Source organism: Streptomyces sp. NPDC091412, from assembly GCF_044756885.1.
Lineage (GTDB): Bacteria > Actinomycetota > Actinomycetes > Streptomycetales > Streptomycetaceae > Streptomyces.
In genome coordinates, this window is the sequence record NZ_JBIVTV010000001.1 from 24,564 (window position 1) to 41,976 (window position 17,413).

The following is a 17,413-nucleotide window of genomic DNA, read 5'->3' on the forward strand; positions in this document are numbered from 1 at the left end:
ACTTCGTGCGGGCGGGGGTGGCGGGAGGCGGCAGGGCCTCAGGAGTGGAACGGCAGCCCGGCGTCGGCCACCAGGTCCAGGTCGTCGCCGTCCTCGGCGGGCAGCAGGCTCGGTGTGCCGCCGGTCATCGGGACGATGCCCAGTTCCAGGAGTTCGGCCAGGGCGGCGCTGCCCGCCATGTCGCGCACCTGGAGCTGGTAGCGGGCCGTCGTGCGGTACGTGCCGCCGCTCTCGTCGCCGGTGCGCTGGAGGAACCCGGAGTCGGTCAGGAACGCCAGGGCCTTGGCCACGATGCCCGTGGTGGAGGCGGCCGGCCGGCGTGCGTCCTTGGTGGCCCCGGTCGCGCTGCGTCTGGCCCAGATCCGCCAGGCGGCCTCGAGGCCCGGCGCGTCGGTGGCCGGGTCGGTGTTCTCGCCCTGCTCCTCGGCGCGTTCCTCCAGGCGGCGGCAGGCCTGGCGGACGAAGGCGTCCACGCCGTTGACGGTGACGCGCCCGATGTAGCCGTCGTCGGCGAGGTCCTCGGGGCGCGGGAACGCCAGGGCGGCCACCGCGAGGTGGGCCAGTCCGTGCAGGAAGCGGTCGCCGGAGTCGGCGGCGGTACGGCGCGCGTAGTCGCCCATGCGGACGGCGAACACCGAGTCCTCGGCGGCGGTGACCGCCATCCCGGCACGCGGGGACACCTCCAGCACGACCAGCCCGAGTCCGGCGGCCACGGCGTCCGCGAGCCGTGCGAACGCCGGGTCCTCGCGGTGGCGGCGCAGCAGGTCGGCGTACTCCTGGTCGCGGGCGGGCTGCAGCTTGGGCTGGAGCCCGAAGGCGACGAGCCGGGCCGCGTCGGCGGCGTCGGCGGGTGTGACGGCGACCGCCGTGGGCGCGCCTGCGGCTTCCGGCTCACTCCGGTCGACGTGCTCGGTCACGGTTGGGGCTCCTTGCTGGGGTGTCGCTCGTGCGTACGGTTGCCGGCGGGGCTCACGCCGCCTCCGTCCGGTCGGCCGCCATGCCCGCCGCGTCCAGCAGTGCCGTGCCGACGATGAGGTCGGCGCCGCCGAACTCCCGATCGTCCAGTTCGGTCCCGTCGTCCACGGCGAACAGCAGCTTCTCCTCGCCCTGCCGGTAGGCGGTGCCGACCGGGGGGCTGGCCGCGTGGACGGCCAGCAGGGCGACCAGGTACGGCAGGTCGGGGTCCTTGTCGCGGGCCTCGGCGAGCAGTCCCGAAAGCCGTCGCGGCGCGTCGGCCGGCAGGTCAAGCAGCTCCATGGCGGCCGCGAGCTGCTCCTCGCTGAACCGGCTGTCGTCCGGGGTGGCGATCAGGTCGGGCTCGGGCATCTCGGCGCCCAGGTGCTCCCGCTCGACGGGCGGCGTCAGCAGGATGTCCACGAGGTCGGCGACACGGACCGACACCGGTGTGCGCAGCCCGGTCCCGCGCGCGAAGAAGGCGTCCGTGACCCGGATCGCCTGCTCCAGCGGCAGCGGGAGGGTGGGCGCGAGCAGGTGGCCGTAGAGGTCGGTCCCGGAGGTGGTCAGGGGGGTGGCGAAGGCCTGCCGGTCCTGCTCGGCGCGGAACAGGGGCCCGGCCTCCAGCAGCCGGGACTGCAGTTGGGTGTGCCTGCGGATGCAGTCCTTGACGATGTCGACCAGTTCGGCGGCGCGCCGCTTGTGCTCGGGGTCCTCCGACTCGTCGCGCGCCCTGCGGATGTTGGTCAGGATCGCGTTCTCGTGCCGGTAGCGGTCGGCGACGTGGTCCAGGGCCTCGGCGATCATGTCGGGGACGGCGCTGAGCCAGTCCACCGCCCGGACGTTGCGCCGGGTCGCCTCCAGGGCCCTGCGCAGGGTCTCCGAGTACTGCACGGTCCGGTAGCGGGCCTGTTCGGCGGCGAGCTGGGCGTCCGCGAGGCGGCCGCGGCTGATGAGCACCTCCAGCTTGACCTCGGCGGCGATCTGAGCGCTGGTGACGTCGGTGTCGAGGGCGCCGACGAGGACGTTGACCGCCTCGTCCGTGGTGCGCAGGTAGACGCTGCCGCCGGGGCCGGGGACCTCCTCGATCAGCTTGAAGTCGTAGTCGCGGCGCACATACGTGCCGTCCGGCCCGAAGGTGCCGTACACCGCGCGGAAGCCGCGGTCGACGCTGCCGACGTTGATCAGGTTCTCCAGGACCCAGCGGGCCACGCGCTCGTGCTCGCCGGACGGACGCCGCGGGGCCTGCGCGGCGACGCGCGGAACGAGCCGGGCCACGACCTGGTCGTGGTCGGCGCCGGTGTCGAAGTCCATGTTGAGGGTGACGAGGTCGATGGCGGCGAGCGCGACCTCCGCCATGCCGTACACCGAGTACTCGCCGGCGAGGTTGGCCTTGCGGACGTCCAGGTCGTGCAGCGGCGCGGTGCAGGCGAGCGCGCGCAGCCGCCGCGCCAGTCCCTCGTCGGCGGCCGGCCCCTGTGCGGGGCGCGGCCCCGCGCTGAGCTGGGGCGGAACGCTGTCCGTCGATGCAGGCGAAGTCACGGTGCACAGATTAGGTCCTCGGCCTGACAACGACCCAAACGGCACGGACGCGGCCGCCACGGTGCGTCGTCCCGCCCGCCCTCGCACAGGGCGCGGAGGGTCCGCCGGTCGCGGGTGAGGTACGGCCCGTCAGCCGCAGCGGGTCGTACGCGACGTGGACGGCGGGCACGGTTCGGCGGCGGTTGAAGGCGCCGCGCCGTTCCCGTGGGCCGGCCACTCCCGGCTCAGGCCAACTCCGGCTCCGCCCCCTCCGGCGTCGACAGCGCGGCCAGGGCCGCCGATACCGATGCCGACGAGCGCAGGTCGAGGCGGGCGCTCGTGCCGCGGGCGTGGTGGCGGAGTTCGTCGGCGGCCAGGGTGAGCAGTTGCGGCAGCAGGTCGGTGCAGCGCCGGGCCACCCAGCCGGTGCCCGCCGTGGCCAGCCACCACAGGCTCGCCGACCGGGTGGGCGCGGGGAACTCCGGCTCGGGCGAGGGCGCGGGCCCGCTCGCCACACCCGTCTCCGCGAGCAACGTGTGGAAGCGGAAGGCGAGTTGGCGGTGACCGCGCTCCCCCGGGTGCAGCCGGTCCGCGCTCCACATCGCGCGGTCGGTCAGCCACTGGCCCGCGTCGGCGTGCAGGTGCACGGCCCCGTAGCGCTCCGACAGGGCGTGGACCACCGTGTTGACCGCCCGCTGCCGCCGGGCCAGCGGGCGGGCCAGCGCGCCGGGCAGGCCGAGCATCGCGCCGGGGTCGGGCAGACAGGCCGTCAGCAGGACCGCGCCCCGGCCGGTGAAGGCCGCGAAGACCCGGTCGAGCCGGGCGGCCACCGCGTGGATGTCGAAGGTGCGGCGCAGGGTGTCGTTGACGCCGACGACGACCGACACGACGTCCGGGCGCAGCTCCAGTCCGGCCGGCGTCTGGCGCTCCAGAACGTCGCGGGTCTGCGCCCCGCTCACCGCGAGGTTGGTGAACTCCACGGCCGAGGGCTTCTCGGCGAGACCGCCGGCGAGCAGTGCCGCCCAGCCGCGCCGGCCGTCGCCCGTGGGATCGCCGACGCCCTCGGTCAGCGAATCGCCGAGGGCGACGAAGCGCAGCGGTCTCATGCCACACCCTCCTGCAACGGACGTCGCACGGGAGCCGGGACGTCGTGCGCGGCGAGGAACGCCTCCACGGAGGCGGTCCACCCGAAGCACTCCGCACGCGCGCGTGCCGCCTCGCGCCGCTCCCGTTCCGGGCGTGCCAGCAGGCCCTCCACGGCGTCGGCGAACGCCTCGCCGTGGTCCGCCGCGCTGTCGCCGGCGGAGCCGATCACCTCCGGCAGCGCGGAGGAGGCGCTGGCCACCACGGGGGTGCCGCAGGCCATCGCCTCCAGCGCGGCGAGCCCGAAGGTCTCGGCCGGCCCGGGTGCCAGGCACACGTCGGCGGAGGCCTGGAGCGCGGCGAGCCGGTCGCGGTCGCGGACGTGCCCGAGGAACGTCACCGGCAGCGCCCGCTCACGGGCCCGCTGCTCCAGCCGCGTCCGCAGCGGACCGTCCCCGGCCACCACCAGCACCGCCCGCCGTCCGCGCCGCAGCAGCGCCTCCAGCGCGTCCAGCGCGTTGCCGGGCCGCTTCTCCACGGACAGCCGGGAGCACATCACCAGCAGCGCCTCGTCGTCGCGTGCGTGCCGGGCACGCAGAGCCGCCTCCCGCAGCGCGGGGTGCCGTTCCACCAGGTCGACGCCCAGGGGCGCGCGCACGACGTTGCGCGCGCCGACCCGCACGAACTCGCGCTCGGCGAACTCGGTGGTGCACACCACGCGCGCGTAGGTGTGCGCGGTACGGACGTTGAGGGCGTCGGCGGCGCGCTGGGACAGGGTCTGCGGCAGGCCCCAGGTGCGCAGCACGCCGTCGGCGGTCTCGTGGGACACCATCACGGCCGGGACCCGGGCCCGCCGCGCCCACTTGCCGGTCCACCGCAGCGTCGTGCGGTCGGAGACCTCCAGGCGGTCCGGTGCGAGCTCCTCCAGGACGGCGGCCACCCGCCGCTTGTCGGTGAGGACGCGGTAGCCGCCGGTGCCGGGCAGCAGCGGCCCGGGCAGTGTGATCACGCGGCCCTGCTCGGTCTCCTCGTCGGTGTGGCGGTCGCCCGGGACGACCAGCACCGGTTCGTGGCCGGCGGCCTTGTAGCCCTTGCCGAGTTCGCGCAGGGCGGTGCGCAGTCCACCGGAGGCGGGGGCGACGAAGTTCGCGAGCCGCACGAGGGTGAGCGGCGCGGTGGTCATGCCGCCACCGCCGTCCGCCGCGCGGCGAGCACGTTCTCGTAGTGGGCGATGAGCTGGTCTCCGACCGCCGCCCAGGTGCGCTCCTCGACCGCGGAGCGGCCGGCCGCCGCGAACGACGCCCGCAGTGCCGGGTCGGCGGCCAGCGCCCACACGGCGTCGCGTACGGCGGCCGCGTCGCGCGGCGGGACCAGCAGCCCGGTGCGGTCGTGGGCGACCAGGTCGAGCGGACCGCCCGCGGCGGGCGCGACGACGGGCACCCCGGAGGCCATGGCCTCCTGCACGGTCTGGCAGAACGTCTCGAAGGGGCCGGTGTGCACGAAGACGTCCAGCGAGGCGAAGATCCGCGCGAGGTCGTCGCCGGTGCGACGGCCCAGGAAGACCGCGCCCGGCAGGGACTCGGTCAGCTGGGCGCGGCTGGGCCCGTCGCCCACCACCACGACCCGTACGCCGTTCAGGCCGCAGACCCCGGAGAGCAGTTCGACCTGCTTCTCGGGGGCGAGCCGGCCGACGTAGCCGACGATCAGCTCACCGTTCGGGGCGAGTTCGCGGCGCAGCGCCTCGTCGCGGTGCTCGGGGCGGAAGCGGACGGTGTCCACGCCGCGGCCCCACAGCCTGACACGGGGCACGCCGTGTGCCTCCAGGTCCTGCAGGGCGGCGCTGGAGGGGGCGAGGGTGAGGTCGGCGGCGGCGTGGACGGAGCGGATGCGCCGCCAGGCGGCCGCCTCGCCGGCGCCCATGTAGGTGCGGGCGTAGCCGGCGAGGTCGGTCTGGTAGACGGCGACGGCGGGGATGCCGAGCCGGGTGGCGGCCGCCATGCCGCGGACGCCGAGGACGAAGGGGCCGGCCAGGTGGACGAGGTCGGCGCGGTGCTCGGTGAGCGCCGCCGCGACGCGCCTGCTGGGCAGGGCGACGCGGACCTGGGGGTAGCCCGGGAGCGGAAGGGAGGGGACGCGGACGACGGGGCACGGCGCGGGGGCGTCGGACCCGGTCGAGGCGGCGGTGGCGGGAGCCACGACGAGGGGGGCGTGACCGCGATCGACGAGGTGCCGGGCGGTCTGGAGCGCGCAGTGGGCCACGCCGTTCACATCGGGGGGAAAGGATTCGGTCACGATGACGACACGCATACCGGTGTTGTCGCCGTGCTGGACGTGCCCGCGTCAACGTGGATCTTTCCGGACGAGGAACGTCCCATGAGCGTTGTGCTGTGCGGCCGGACCGGACGGTCCCCGGCCACGCGCTCCTGGCCCCCGGGTCACCGGATGTTCACGCGGTGGGCGTGTCCGGCCCGATCCGGCTGCGCACGGCGGTCTGGACCTCGTCCTCCTCGGCCGGGTCGGCGGCGAGTCTGCGCAGTCGTTCGACGACGCGCGTGTCGCCGGTCTCGGCGTGCCGGGCGGCGATCTCGCGGGTGGTCTCCTCGCAGTCCCACAGGCACTCGACGGCGAACCCGGCGGGGAAGGAGGGGTCGGTGGCGGCCAGGGCTCGGGCGGCACGGCCTCGCAGATGTGAGGAGGCGGTCTCGCGGTAGACGTGGCGCAGGACGGGCGCGGCGCAGGTGATGCCGAGTCGGCCGGCGCCGTCGACCAGGGTCCACAGGGTGGGCGCGTCGGGGCCTTCGCCCCGGACCGCCTCCCGGAGGGCGGCGAGGACGAGGTCGCGGTCCCGGACCGCGCCGCGGCAGGCGAGCACTCGTCCGGCGGCGGCGCCGAGCGGGTCGGGGCGGTGGGCCCAGCCGCGTGCCCGGTCGACGGCGGCGGCTCCGCGCATGCGTTCGAAGGCGTCGACGGCGGCCTCCACCACGGTGGCGGAGCCGTCGGACACCGCGGCCTCGATGAGGTCCAGGGCGTCGGGGTCGTCGCCGTCGGCGAGGTAGCGCAGGGCGGTACAGCGGGCCGCGTCGGTGCCCGCCCGGGCGGCGCGGAGGATCTCGGGCCGGTCCTCGGGACCGGCGACGGCGGTGAGGCAGCGGGCGGCCGGGGCATGGCGGGGCGCGCCGCGGTCGGCGCCCTGCTCGGCCCACTCGAACACCGCCTGCACGCTCCACCCGGGCCGGGGTCCGGTGGGGCGCATCTGCCGTTGCCAGAGGTCGAAGCAGCCCGCCTCGTGCGCGGCACGCACGCGGGTGGCGACCGACTCGCGCGGGTCGTCGGCCCACAGCCGCCACGGCCGGGGCTCGAAGGCGTCGCGCACCGCGGCGGCCAGCTCGGCCTCGCCCTCGGCGTCGGTGGCGAAGCGCGCGAGGACCGGCGTGGCGAGGGCGCGCAGCCCCGCGTCGTCGTCCCTGAGCGCCAGTTCGTCCAGGGCCCAGGCCCAGTTGGCGCCGGTGGCGGCGTACCTGCGCAGCAGGGCGAGCGCGTCCCGCCTGCCGTAGGAGGCGAGGTGCCCGAGCACGGCGAGGGCGAGTCCGGTGCGTGACTCGTCGGTGTCGAGGGCGTCCTCGGGGTCGAGGAGGTGCTCCTCGATCCGGTCCAGTTCGCCGTCGAGGTCGAGGAAGAGGCGGGCGTAGTACAGGGAGCGGTTCTCCACCTGCCAGTCGTGGCGTGGGTCGCTGAGCACGCAGTGGTTCAGTGCCGCCAGCGCCTCGGCGCGGGGGGCGGTGAGCGCGTGCAGCGTGCCGTCGCCGCGGCCCCGCTGGAGCAGGCCGAGCAGCGTACCGCTGGGCGCTATGACCGGATCGAACATGGGAAACAGCCTCACATCAAGCGTCGACGCAACCGGGGATCTCGTACTACCTGGCCGCGCGACAACACGTCGGGGCGCCCGCCGTCCGCTGCTTGCTGTAGACCATCTTCCTCTGCCTCTCGTCGGTGGCCCATGCGGGCCGGATCACGGCCCGCGCGGTGCGGCAACACCTGCCCAGCCATCGCGTCCGTGAATCACGACGTCATGATGACCCGGCGCCCGCGCTGCCGCGACCGAAATTTCCGGCGGCCCTGTACCGCCTCCCCCGTTGTTTGTGTCGTTCCTGGTCAGAAGGGCCGAAGCGGCTGCTTCCGGCCCGGGGATCAGCTCTCGCCGAACATCTCCAGCAGCTCCGTCCTGCCGAACATCCGGGCCGTGTCGACGGCCGAGGGGGTGCCGGCGGACGGGTCCGCGCCGCCCTCCAGGAGGGCTGTGATCACTTCCTGCTCACCCTTGAAGACCGCTCCTGCGAGGGGGGTCTGGCCCCGGTCGTTGACGCGGTCGGCGTCGGCGCCTCGGGCCAGCAGCGCGCGGACGGCGGCTGCGTGGCCGTGGTATGCGGCGAGCATCACCAGGGAGTCGCCGCGGTCGTTGGTGAGGTCGGCCGGGACGCCCGCGTCGACGTACGCCACGAGTGCCTCGGTCCGCCCCTGCCGGGCCAGATCGAAGATCTTGGTCGCCAGCTCCACGACCTCGGGGTCGGGGGCTTCACTCATCGGCCGGACCGCCTCTCACTGCGAACGTTCGGTACTGCGGGGAGCAAGCGTACGGCGGTCCGCGCTGGTCGGCCGTACGGGTGAATCGCCAGCGTACTGGCTCGTGCGCCACATGGCCGGATGCGCCCGAGGTAAAGATCACCACGGACACGGTCGGACGCAACAGTGGCCCTCAGGCACCCCACGGGACTCCGCCAACCGATGGAAATCTAACGAAATTCACCTAGTTGCACCTTTTGTCATATGGATACATTCTGTGAGCCTGGAAGAACTCATGGTGACTGTCCCCCGTGAACCAGGAGAGAGCAATGATCCTCAACATCTCGGGCGTTGTGCTGCTCGGCACCGTCGTCTTCCTGTTCTGCCGCAACCACGGACTGAAGAGCTCGCACGCGACGGTCTGCGGGCTCTTCGGCTTCTACCTGTCGAGCACCGGCGTGGCCCCGAGCATCAAGGCCGGGGGCGCAAGCCTCGCGAGCCTCTTGGGCGGGCTCAATTTCTGATTCCGCCCCCGTCCGTACGCACCCCTGGAGCATCAAGTGGCCCGGCGCCCTCTCCCTCGCATTCTGAGCAACGGCAGCGCACAGATCGCCCGCGGCCGGGAGCTGGCCCGGACGGCGGCGGGCGGCGCCACCGATGTCCTCCACCCGCTGATCACGATCTCGCGCGGTCTGCGCCGACTGGCCGGGGCCGGGCGGCGCAAGTGGGCGGAGACACCGAAGGACCGGCGGGGACCGCTCCTCTTCCTGGTCGTCTCGGTGATCCTGGTCGTGGCCCTGGTGCCGTACGGGCCGCTGCTCTCCGGCATCGTCCTCATGGCGGCGGCCGGCTGGCAGGGCCGCGACCGCACCCCGCCGAAGTCCAAGGGCCCCGACGAGTCGCGCATCCAGCGCCTGGCCTCCCTGTACGAGGCCCTGGTCCCCTACTTCTCGGCGGCCGAGGATCCGGCACCGCTGTACGCGCACGGTGGCGCGTGGGAGAAGGCGTTCCCCACCTTCGAGTTCGACGACTCGGGACGCGTGAGCCACCTGCTGATCCGTTACCCCGCGTACTTCACCGACGGCGAGACCGAGTCCCGCGCGCGGATCGAGCACCTGCTCACCGTCAAGGCCGGCCGCGGGCGCGAATACCTCTTCTCCTGGGACGAGGAGGGCAACCAGCTCACCGTCACCGCGCTCGCCCCGCTGCCCACGGACATCGCCGCGCAGCGCTTCGTCACGGCGCCGGGCGAGACCGTGCTCGGCTTCACCGACCCCGGCGAGGTCCAGCGCACGCTCCCCCTCGGCTACGGCGAGGAGCAGCGCGACGTGCCGCCGGTCCTCTGGCGCACGGGCCTGCGCTCCACCGAGCCGCACCTGCTGACCCTGGGCCAGGCCGGCAGCGGCACCTCGACGTTGCTGCGCTCCATCGCGCTCCAGGCCCTCCAGCACGGCGACGTGCTGATCGTCGACGGCGGCGCCACCGGCGAGTTCGCCTGCCTGTCCGGCCGGGACGGGGTGCTCGCGGTCGAGTGCGGGCTGGCCGGGGTGCTGGCGAGCCTGGAGTGGGCGGCCACCGAGACGGAGCGCAGGCTGATCGCCGTCAACCGCGCGCGGCAGGCGGGTCATCCGCCGCCGGAGGACACCAAGCGGCCACTGTGGCTGCTGCTCGACCGGCCGACCGCGTTCACGCACCTGGCCGCCGCGGACGGCCGCAAGGACCCGCAGGCGCTGCTCCAGGTGCCGCTGCGGCACGGGCGCGCGGTCGGCGTGGCGGTCGTCGTGGCCGAGCAGTTCGACAGCGCGGAGGCGCTGAGCGACGCGGTACGGCAGCACACACGCGCGCGTGTCGTCCTGGGGCCGGCGACGGCGGAGCAGCTCAAGGCGGTACTGGGGGCGCCGCCGCACACGACGCCGCTGCCCGTCGTCCCGGCCGGACGCGGGTACGCCCGGCTGGGGACGAAGCCGGTCCACCGGCTCCAGGTGCCGGTCACGCCCGACCCCTACGACGACGCGACGAGCGACGCGCACCGGCAGGCCGTGCTCGACCTTCTGCCGCCGAAGACCACGCCGGCCGACGGGGAGCGGGTGCCGGAGCCCATGGAGGCGGTGACGGAAGCGGTCGCGGAGCCCATGGAGACGGTGACGGAAGCGGTCGCGGAGCCCATGGAGACGGTGACGGAAGCGGTCGCGGAGCCCACGAAGGCGGTCGCGGAGCCCTCGTGAACCCCCTCGTCGGAGCCCTCGTGAACGCCTTCCGCAGAGCCCTCGTGAGCCGCGAAGCCGCAAACGGGGGCGAGGCGCGCCGCCCCGAGCCGACCCACCGGGCCGCGGGCGGCGCTCAGGCGACGAAGGTGCGAGGGGACTCGCCCCCGTTGGAGGCACCCGCCTCCACCAGCCGGGCCGCCGCCGCCAGTCGCGTCGCCGCCTCTTCCGCCACCGCTCCCGCGACCGTGAACGGCAGGCGGACATAGCCCTCGAAGGCGCCGTCGACGCCGAAGCGCGGGCCGGAGGGAACACGGACGCCCACCCGCTCGCCCGCCTCGGCGATACGGGAGCCGGACAGGCCGCCGGTGCGCACCCACAGCGTGAGGCCGCCGCCCGGGACCTCGAACTCCCAGCCGGGCAGCTCGCGCCGGACCGCCGCGACCAGGGCGTCCCGGTTGTCGCGGGCCTGGTCCCGCCGGACCGTCACGGCCTCCTCCCACCCCCCGGTGCTGAACAGCCAGTTCACGGCCAACTGCTCCAGGACGGGGGTGCCCAGGTCGGCGTAGGCCCGCGCGGCGACCAGGCTGCGGATCACGTCGGGGGCGGCCCGTACCCAGCCGATGCGCATCCCGGCCCAGAACGCCTTGCTGGCCGAGCCGACGGTGATCACCGTGGACCCGGCCGGGTCGAAGGCGCACACCCGCCGCGGCATCTCCAGCCCCGGATCCAGGTACAGCTCGCTCATCGTCTCGTCGACGACGAGCACCGTCCCCGCCGAGCGGGCCGCCTCCACCAGCCTCCGCCGCTGCTCCTCGTCGGCGAGCGCGCCGGTCGGGTTGTGGAAGTCGGCGACGACGTAGGCGATCCGGGGCGCGGCCTCGCGCAGCACCTGGCGCCAGCGGTCCAGGTCCCACCCGGTCAGCCCCTCGGCCATGGCCACGGGCACGAGCCGGGCGCCCGCCTCCCGCATCAGCTGGAGGATGTTCGCGTAGGACGGCGACTCGACGGCGATGCGCTCACCGCGGCCCCCGAAGAGGTGGCAGATGGCGTCGATGGCGCCCATGGCGCCGGTCGTCACCATGATCTGCTCGGGCATGGTGGGGATCCCACGCGTGGTGTACCGCTCGGCGATCATCGAGCGGAGCGCGGGCAGTCCGGCGGGATAGTCGCCGTGGGTGTGGGCGTAGGGCGGCAGTTCCTCCAGCGCGCCCCGAACGGCGCGGGTGAGCCACGGCTCCGGGGCCGGCAGGGCCGCGGTGCCGAGGTCGATCACCGAGCCCAGTGCCTCCGGCGGCAGGGGCTCCAGTCCGCGCGCGGGCAGCGGATTCCCCGCCGGCACCGCAGTCCAGCTGCCCGCGCCGCGCCGGGACTCCAGGAAGCCCTCGGTGCGCAGGGCCTCGTACGCGGCGGCGACCGTGGTGCGGCTGACGGAGAGGGACAGGGCGAGTTCGCGCTCGGCGGGCAGCCGGGCGGCCACCGGGACACGGCCTTCGAGCACCAGCAGCCGGATGCCGTCGGCGAGCGCGCGGTAGGCGGGCGGGCGGCGTGAGCCCGGGCCCGCCGGGCGGTCCTGCTGGGACTTGAGCAGCCGGGCGAGCTGCGCGGCGCCCACCGCAGAGGTCCACTGCGCCATGACGACCAGTCCACCTTCCTCGAATTGGCCATGGATGGATCATCTCCCCACACCACAGAGTGTCATCCACCAGTCCACTTCCACCACCAGGGGGGACGTTTTGTCCACACCGGCCCGCCTCGGGCGACGACTGATCCAGCTCTACGCCGGCCTCACGCTGTACGGCGCGAGTTCCGCGCTCCTCGTCCGGGCGGGCCTGGGCCTGGAGCCATGGAACGTGCTGCACCAGGGCCTGTCCGAACTGACGGGCCTGACGATCGGCGTGGTGTCGATCATCGTCGGCGCGATGGTTCTGCTCCTGTGGGTGCCGCTGCGCCAGCGCCCCGGGCTGGGCACGGTCTCCAACGTCTTCGTCGTCGGCCTCGCCCTGGACGGCACCCTCGCCCTGGTGCCCGACGCCCGCACACTGGCCGTCCGGGTTCCGCTGCTCCTGGCGGGCATCGTGCTCAACGGAGTGGCCACCGGTCTCTACATCGCCGCCCGCTTCGGGGCCGGCCCCCGCGACGGGCTGATGACCGGGCTGCACCAGCGCACCGGCCGCTCGATCCGCCTGATGCGGACGGCCGTGGAGGTGGCGGTCGTGGTCACCGGCTTCGCCCTCGGCGGCACGATCGGCGTCGGCACGGTGCTGTACGCGGTGTCCATCGGCCCGCTGGCCCAGCTCTTCCTGCGCGTGTTCGCCGTTCCGGCGCCGGCCGGAGACAAGCCCGTTGCCGCCGGGACACCCGAACGAGCCATACTGCGTCCGTGACCACGCCCGCACGCCACCCGTACCTCGACCATCCGGGGCCCATCCCGTTCGCGCACCGCGGCGGGGCGGCCGACGGGCTGGAGAACACGGTGGCGCAGTTCCGGCAGGCGGCCGGACTCGGCTACCGCTACATGGAGACCGACGTGCACGCCACGGCGGACGGCCGGCTCGTCGCCTTCCACGACGCGACCCTGGACCGGGTGACCGACGGCGCCGGCCGGATCGCGGACCTGCCGTGGGAGGACGTGCGCCAGGCGCGCGTGGCGGGCCGGGAGCCGGTGCCGCTCTTCGCGGAGCTGCTGGAGACCTTCCCCGGCGTCCGCTGGAACGTCGACGTCAAGGCCGAGCCCGCCCTGCGCCCCCTGCTGGACCTGATCGAGCGGACGAACGCCTGGGACCGCGTCTGCGTGGGCTCGTTCTCCGAGGCACGCGTGGTCCGGGCGCAGCGCCTGGCCGGGCCGCGCCTCGCGACCTCGTACGGCACCCGCGGGGTACTGGCTCTGCGGCTGCGCTCCTGGGGTCTGCCGGCGGTGCCGCGCCGGTCCGCGGTGGCCGCGCAGGTGCCCGTCTCCCAGTACGGCGTCCCGGTGGTCGACGGGCGGTTCGTGCGCGCCGCACACGCGCGCGGGCTGCACGTGCACGTGTGGACGATCAACGAACCCGCGCTGATGCACCGTCTCCTGGACCTCGGCGTCGATGGCATCATGACCGATCACATCGACACGTTGCGCAAGGTCATGGAGGACCGGGGCGTCTGGGCCTGAGGCCCGGCACACCCCCGTTCGCCTTCGCGGACCGTCGGCAACAGGGGAACCAGCGGGGAAGCGAGGGCACGGGGTGGGCAGTGACACCGTGCGGGCAGGACAGGCCGGCGACGAGGCCGCCGACCGGCGCCGCGAGCAGCGCGGCTGGTACTTCTACGACTGGGCGTGCTCCGTCTACTCCACGAGCGTGCTCACCGTGTTCCTCGGCCCCTACCTCACGGCGGTCGCCGAGTCGGCGGCGGACGCGGACGGGTTCGTGCACCCGCTGGGCATCCCGGTGCGGGCCGGGTCGTTCTTCGCGTACTGCGTCTCGGCGTCCGTCATCGTGGCGATCGTGCTGATGCCGGTCGCCGGCGCGGCGGCCGACCGCACCGGCCGCAAGAAGCCGCTCCTGGCGGCCGCCGCCTATGTGGGCGCCGGCGCCACCACGGGCCTGTTCTTCCTGGACGGCCACCGCTATCTGCTCGGCGGTCTGCTGCTGATCGTCGCCAACGCGTCGGTGGCCGTCTCGATGGTCCTCTACAACTCCTACCTGCCGCAGATCGCCGGGCCCGAGGAGCGCGACACGGTCTCCTCGCGCGGCTGGGCCTTCGGTTACGCGGCCGGCTCACTGGTGCTGGTGGCGAACCTCGTCCTGTTCACCGCCCACGACTCCTTCGGCGTCTCCGAGTCGACGGCCGTGCGCATCTGCCTGGCCTCGGCCGGTCTGTGGTGGGGCCTCTTCACGCTCGTCCCGCTGAAGCGGCTGCGCGACCGCCGCACCGCCCCCGTCGCGGCGCGGGTCCACGGCTGGCGCCAACTCGCCTCCACCATCCGGGACATGCGGGGCAAACCGCTCACCCTGTCCTTCCTGCTGGCCTATCTCGTCTACAACGACGGCATCCAGACGGTGATCTCACAGGCCTCGGTGTACGGCTCCAGGGAGCTGGGCCTGAGCCAGTCGACGCTCATCACGGCGGTGCTGATGGTGCAGGTGCTGGCGGTGGCGGGGGCGCTCGGCATGGGCCGGCTGGCCCGCCGGTACGGGGCCAAGCGCACGATCCTCGGATCGCTGGCCGCGTGGGCGGTGATCCTGGCGGCCGGGTACTTCCTGCCGGCCGGGGCGCCGATGTGGTTCTTCGTGCTGGCGGCCGGGATCGGGCTGGTCCTCGGCGGGAGCCAGGCGCTGTCCCGGTCGCTGTTCTCGCACCTGGTCCCGCCGGGCAAGGAGGCCGAGTACTTCTCGGCCTACGAGATGAGCGACCGGGGCATGAGCTGGCTCGGCCCGCTCCTGTTCGGGCTCACCTACCAGCTGACCGGCAGCTACCGGGACGCGATCATCTCGCTGGTGGCGTTCTTCGCGATCGGGTTCGTGCTGCTCGCCCGGGTTCCGGTGCGCCGTGCGATCGGCGACGCGGGCAATCCCGTTCCGGATCGGATTTAGCACTCAAGGCGAAAGGGCGGTAGTGTACGCGTTTGGCCTGCCAGGCGTACCGTTACTGCGCGTCAAAGATGCCGAAACGCTGGGTGACATCTCCTAACGGATGTGACAAACCGGGCGCCGGTGGGTACTGCACTGGTTGACAAGGCTGCGGCTACGACGGCGACGCATGACCCGGAACGGGAGATCGGAACGGGAATCTTTACCGCCGACCGGACGTTGACCGGATGACGACGACAGCGACACCTGTCCTGTGGGCGACAAGCCCGGGAGGCACGATTCATGAGTGAGCGAGCTCTTCGCGGCACGCGCCTCGTGGTGACCAGCTACGAGACCGACCGCGGTATCGACCTGGCCCCGCGCCAGGCCGTGGAGTACGCATGCGAGAAGGGGCACCGTTTCGAGATGCCCTTCTCGGTCGAGGCGGAGATCCCGCCGGAGTGGGAGTGCAAGGTCTGTGGGGCCCTGGCACTCCTGGTGGATGGCGACGGACCGGAGGAGAAGAAGGCGAAGCCGGCGCGTACGCACTGGGACATGCTGATGGAGCGGCGTACCCGCGAGGAGCTCGAAGAGGTCCTCGAGGAGCGTCTCGCCGTGCTGCGGTCCGGTGCGATGAACATCGCCGTCCATCCCCGGGACAGCCGCAAGAGCGCGTAGTCCCCGCCGGGGGCCGGGCCGGTTCGCAGCGCACGCCACGTACGCCAATGGCAGCGGGCGCCGTACGTTCACGTACGGCGCCCGCTGCCATGTCCGTTCTCGGTGGCATGGGTGGCGCGATGCGCCGGTGTCACCGGGTCACCGGGTCAGCGGCGGGCGCTGCTCCCCTGACGGATCGGCCGGCCCCGACGCGCTCGCCGACTCGTCCCTGATCACCTCGCCCTGGACCACCTTGCCGTCGGGGCGGTGGATGCGGGCCTGCTGGAAGGCGTCGCCGAACGTGCCGGGGGTGGCCTCGCGCAGCCTGCGGTCGACGGTCCGTCCCGTGTAGCGGCTCACGGCCTGCTGGACCGGCGGAAGCAACAGGAGCAGGCCCACCGCGTCCGAGATCAGGCCGGGGATCATCAGCAGCAGGCCGCCCAGCATCATCAGGCCGTTGCCACCGCGGCGCGAGGAGGGGGCGCCGCCCTGCTGGAGCGCCTCGTTGAGGTTCTGGAAGGCACGGCGGCCCGCCCGCTTGATCACCACCGCGCCGAGGACGAGGCCGGCGACCAGCAGCAGGAAGACCGTGAACCCGCCCGCCGCTCCCGCGACCACCGTCAGCAGCCAGATCTCCAGCACGATCCACACCGCGAGGCTCAGCGGCAGATACCGGCGGGGCCGGGAACGCCGGGGCCGGGCGGAGTACGAAGAGGTCGGAGCGCCAGTCGTCATGCTCCCAGTGTGCCTGGCGGCTGCTCAATCCCGGATAAGCACTACGCCTGGGGCTTGCCGCCCCGGCTGGTGATCTTGGTCACCCGCTCCCCCACGCCCCACGCGGTGACCCGCCACAGCGCCTCGACGAGGATGTCACGGCTCATCTTGGAGTCGCCGTGCTCGCGCTCGACGAAGGTGATGGGGACCTCGACGACGTGGTAGCCGGCCTTCACGGCGCGGCGGGCCAGGTCGACCTGGAAGCAGTAGCCCTGCGAGGCGACCTCGTCCAGGCCCAGGCCCTCCAGCGTCTCCCGGCGGAAGGCGCGGTAGCCGCCGGTGATGTCCCGCAGGGGGAGGTCCAGGGCGATGCGGGAGTAGGTGCTGCCGCCGCGCGAGAGGAACTCGCGGGACTTCGGCCAGTTCACCACGCGTCCGCCCGGCACCCAGCGGGAGCCGAGCACCAGGTCGGCGCCCTTGAGGGCGGTCAGCAGCCGGGGCAGTTCCTCGGGCTGGTGGGAGCCGTCGGCGTCCATCTCGATCAGGACGCCGTAGTCGCGCTCCAGGCCCCAGCGGAAGCCCGCGAGGTAGGCGGCTCCGAGGCCCTCCTTGCCCTTGCGGTGCAGCACGTGCACCTGGCCGTCCTCGGCCGCCAGTTCGTCGGCGAGCTTGCCCGTGCCGTCGGGGCTGTTGTCGTCGGCCACGAGGACGTGCGCCTCGGGGACGGACGTGCGCACCCGGCTCACGATCGTCTTGATGTTCTCCGCCTCGTTGTAGGTCGGAATGATCACCAAGGCCGTGCCGAGCGGGCCGAGTCGCCTGTCCCGGGCCCGGGAGCCGGCCGCGGGGGTGCCGTCGCCGTCGTTCACTACTGCCCCTTCATGTCCGTACGCAGGGGACCACCCTAGTGGCCCCGGCCTGCGAGGACGTGACATCGCAGGCGTACGGGGGTGTCGATTCGGCAAGAGCGGGGTAAGAGCGCTCGCCTCGATCGTGTCATGGATCCGCCCGTCCGGCGGATGGGGGCCCGGCGCCCTTCGGGCCGACCTGGGACCCGCTGGCTGCGGGTCTACCGAAAGCCGTTGTCTACTGAGCGCCCGGGCCCCACCCGGGTCACACCTTGCCGACCGTCCGGAACGTTCCCCCGCGGACGCGGGCGCTGAGCCTGGC

Annotated in this window: 16 protein-coding genes; 6 read left to right on the top strand and 10 right to left on the bottom strand. The window is 73.7% G+C overall.

Annotation, left to right across the window (positions count from 1 at the left end; all coding sequences use genetic code 11):
• Window positions 1–38 precede the first annotated feature (38 nt).
• The 7 genes from ACIQMV_RS00075 to ACIQMV_RS00105 all read right to left on the bottom strand — a co-directional run bounded on the left by ACIQMV_RS00075 (window position 39) and on the right by ACIQMV_RS00105 (window position 8,139).
• Entirely contained in the window at window positions 39–917 is an 879-nt protein-coding gene (locus tag ACIQMV_RS00075; protein WP_141362919.1) for a hypothetical protein, read from the bottom strand.
• Window positions 918–969: 52 nt separating this feature from the next.
• Window positions 970–2,496: a hypothetical protein gene (locus tag ACIQMV_RS00080; RefSeq protein ID WP_402589932.1), complete on the bottom strand. Its 1,527-nt coding sequence runs from the start codon at window positions 2,494–2,496 to the stop codon at window positions 970–972.
• Between the two features lie 224 nt (window positions 2,497–2,720).
• Window positions 2,721–3,581, bottom strand: a complete 861-nt coding sequence (locus tag ACIQMV_RS00085) for an SGNH/GDSL hydrolase family protein (protein ID WP_402589934.1) — start codon at window positions 3,579–3,581, stop codon at window positions 2,721–2,723.
• Window positions 3,578–4,741 carry a glycosyltransferase gene (locus ACIQMV_RS00090; RefSeq protein WP_402589936.1) on the bottom strand — a complete coding sequence of 388 codons (1,164 nt, stop codon included), beginning with the start codon at window positions 4,739–4,741 and terminating at the stop codon, window positions 3,578–3,580. Before ACIQMV_RS00090 ends, ACIQMV_RS00085 begins: the two co-directional genes overlap by 4 nt.
• Window positions 4,738–5,865, bottom strand: coding sequence for a glycosyltransferase family 4 protein (locus ACIQMV_RS00095; RefSeq protein WP_402589938.1), 1,128 nt, complete (start codon window positions 5,863–5,865; stop codon window positions 4,738–4,740). The genes ACIQMV_RS00090 and ACIQMV_RS00095 overlap by 4 nt, the downstream gene beginning before the upstream one ends.
• A gap of 139 nt (window positions 5,866–6,004) precedes the next feature.
• Window positions 6,005–7,423, bottom strand: coding sequence for a HEAT repeat domain-containing protein (locus ACIQMV_RS00100; protein ID WP_402589940.1), 1,419 nt, complete (start codon window positions 7,421–7,423; stop codon window positions 6,005–6,007).
• A gap of 323 nt (window positions 7,424–7,746) precedes the next feature.
• A complete protein-coding gene (locus tag ACIQMV_RS00105; RefSeq protein ID WP_141362907.1) occupies window positions 7,747–8,139 on the bottom strand; it encodes an ankyrin repeat domain-containing protein in 393 nt (130 codons plus the stop codon).
• Between the two features lie 308 nt (window positions 8,140–8,447).
• Here ACIQMV_RS00105 and ACIQMV_RS00110 point away from each other — a divergent pair, with 308 nt between their 5' ends.
• Window positions 8,448–8,642, top strand: coding sequence for a hypothetical protein (locus tag ACIQMV_RS00110; protein ID WP_141362905.1), 195 nt, complete (start codon window positions 8,448–8,450; stop codon window positions 8,640–8,642).
• 36 nt (window positions 8,643–8,678) lie between these two features.
• Window positions 8,679–10,343 (top strand): hypothetical protein, encoded by a 1,665-nt coding sequence (locus tag ACIQMV_RS00115; RefSeq protein WP_402589943.1) that lies wholly within the window; start codon window positions 8,679–8,681, stop codon window positions 10,341–10,343.
• A 115-nt stretch (window positions 10,344–10,458) separates the two neighbouring features.
• Here the strand turns inward: ACIQMV_RS00115 and ACIQMV_RS00120 are convergent, their stop codons facing one another.
• On the bottom strand, window positions 10,459–11,958 hold the full coding sequence (locus tag ACIQMV_RS00120; protein ID WP_402589945.1) for a PLP-dependent aminotransferase family protein: 1,500 nt from the start codon (window positions 11,956–11,958) through the stop codon (window positions 10,459–10,461).
• Between the two features lie 100 nt (window positions 11,959–12,058).
• Here ACIQMV_RS00120 and ACIQMV_RS00125 point away from each other — a divergent pair, with 100 nt between their 5' ends.
• From ACIQMV_RS00125 to ACIQMV_RS00140, 4 genes are all read left to right on the top strand, one after another.
• Window positions 12,059–12,709: a YitT family protein gene (locus ACIQMV_RS00125; RefSeq protein ID WP_141362898.1), complete on the top strand. Its 651-nt coding sequence runs from the start codon at window positions 12,059–12,061 to the stop codon at window positions 12,707–12,709.
• Window positions 12,706–13,473 carry a glycerophosphodiester phosphodiesterase gene (locus tag ACIQMV_RS00130; RefSeq protein WP_402589947.1) on the top strand — a complete coding sequence of 256 codons (768 nt, stop codon included), beginning with the start codon at window positions 12,706–12,708 and terminating at the stop codon, window positions 13,471–13,473. The genes ACIQMV_RS00125 and ACIQMV_RS00130 overlap by 4 nt, the downstream gene beginning before the upstream one ends.
• A gap of 73 nt (window positions 13,474–13,546) precedes the next feature.
• A complete protein-coding gene (locus ACIQMV_RS00135) occupies window positions 13,547–14,896 on the top strand; it encodes an MFS transporter (protein ID WP_402589949.1) in 1,350 nt (449 codons plus the stop codon).
• A gap of 279 nt (window positions 14,897–15,175) precedes the next feature.
• Window positions 15,176–15,550 (top strand): RNA polymerase-binding protein RbpA, encoded by a 375-nt coding sequence (locus tag ACIQMV_RS00140; RefSeq protein WP_181807911.1) that lies wholly within the window; start codon window positions 15,176–15,178, stop codon window positions 15,548–15,550.
• 138 nt (window positions 15,551–15,688) lie between these two features.
• Here the strand turns inward: ACIQMV_RS00140 and fxsA are convergent, their stop codons facing one another.
• Entirely contained in the window at window positions 15,689–16,264 is a 576-nt protein-coding gene (gene fxsA, locus ACIQMV_RS00145; protein WP_141362893.1) for an FxsA family membrane protein, read from the bottom strand.
• A 41-nt stretch (window positions 16,265–16,305) separates the two neighbouring features.
• Window positions 16,306–17,112, bottom strand: coding sequence for a polyprenol monophosphomannose synthase (locus ACIQMV_RS00150; RefSeq protein ID WP_172633034.1), 807 nt, complete (start codon window positions 17,110–17,112; stop codon window positions 16,306–16,308).
• Between the last annotated feature and the right edge of the window lie 301 nt (window positions 17,113–17,413).

Coding starts and splice junctions, on each gene's coding strand:
- ACIQMV_RS00085 (WP_402589934.1), bottom strand. CDS start 3,581: ATGAGACCGCTGCGCTTCGTCGCCCTCGGCGATTCGCTGACCGAGGGC.
- fxsA (WP_141362893.1), bottom strand. CDS start 16,264: ATGACGACTGGCGCTCCGACCTCTTCGTACTCCGCCCGGCCCCGGCGT.
- ACIQMV_RS00140 (WP_181807911.1), top strand. CDS start 15,176: ATGAGTGAGCGAGCTCTTCGCGGCACGCGCCTCGTGGTGACCAGCTAC.
- ACIQMV_RS00095 (WP_402589938.1), bottom strand. CDS start 5,865: ATGCGTGTCGTCATCGTGACCGAATCCTTTCCCCCCGATGTGAACGGC.
- ACIQMV_RS00120 (WP_402589945.1), bottom strand. CDS start 11,958: ATGGCGCAGTGGACCTCTGCGGTGGGCGCCGCGCAGCTCGCCCGGCTG.
- ACIQMV_RS00110 (WP_141362905.1), top strand. CDS start 8,448: ATGATCCTCAACATCTCGGGCGTTGTGCTGCTCGGCACCGTCGTCTTC.
- ACIQMV_RS00100 (WP_402589940.1), bottom strand. CDS start 7,423: ATGTTCGATCCGGTCATAGCGCCCAGCGGTACGCTGCTCGGCCTGCTC.
- ACIQMV_RS00090 (WP_402589936.1), bottom strand. CDS start 4,741: ATGACCACCGCGCCGCTCACCCTCGTGCGGCTCGCGAACTTCGTCGCC.
- ACIQMV_RS00105 (WP_141362907.1), bottom strand. CDS start 8,139: ATGAGTGAAGCCCCCGACCCCGAGGTCGTGGAGCTGGCGACCAAGATC.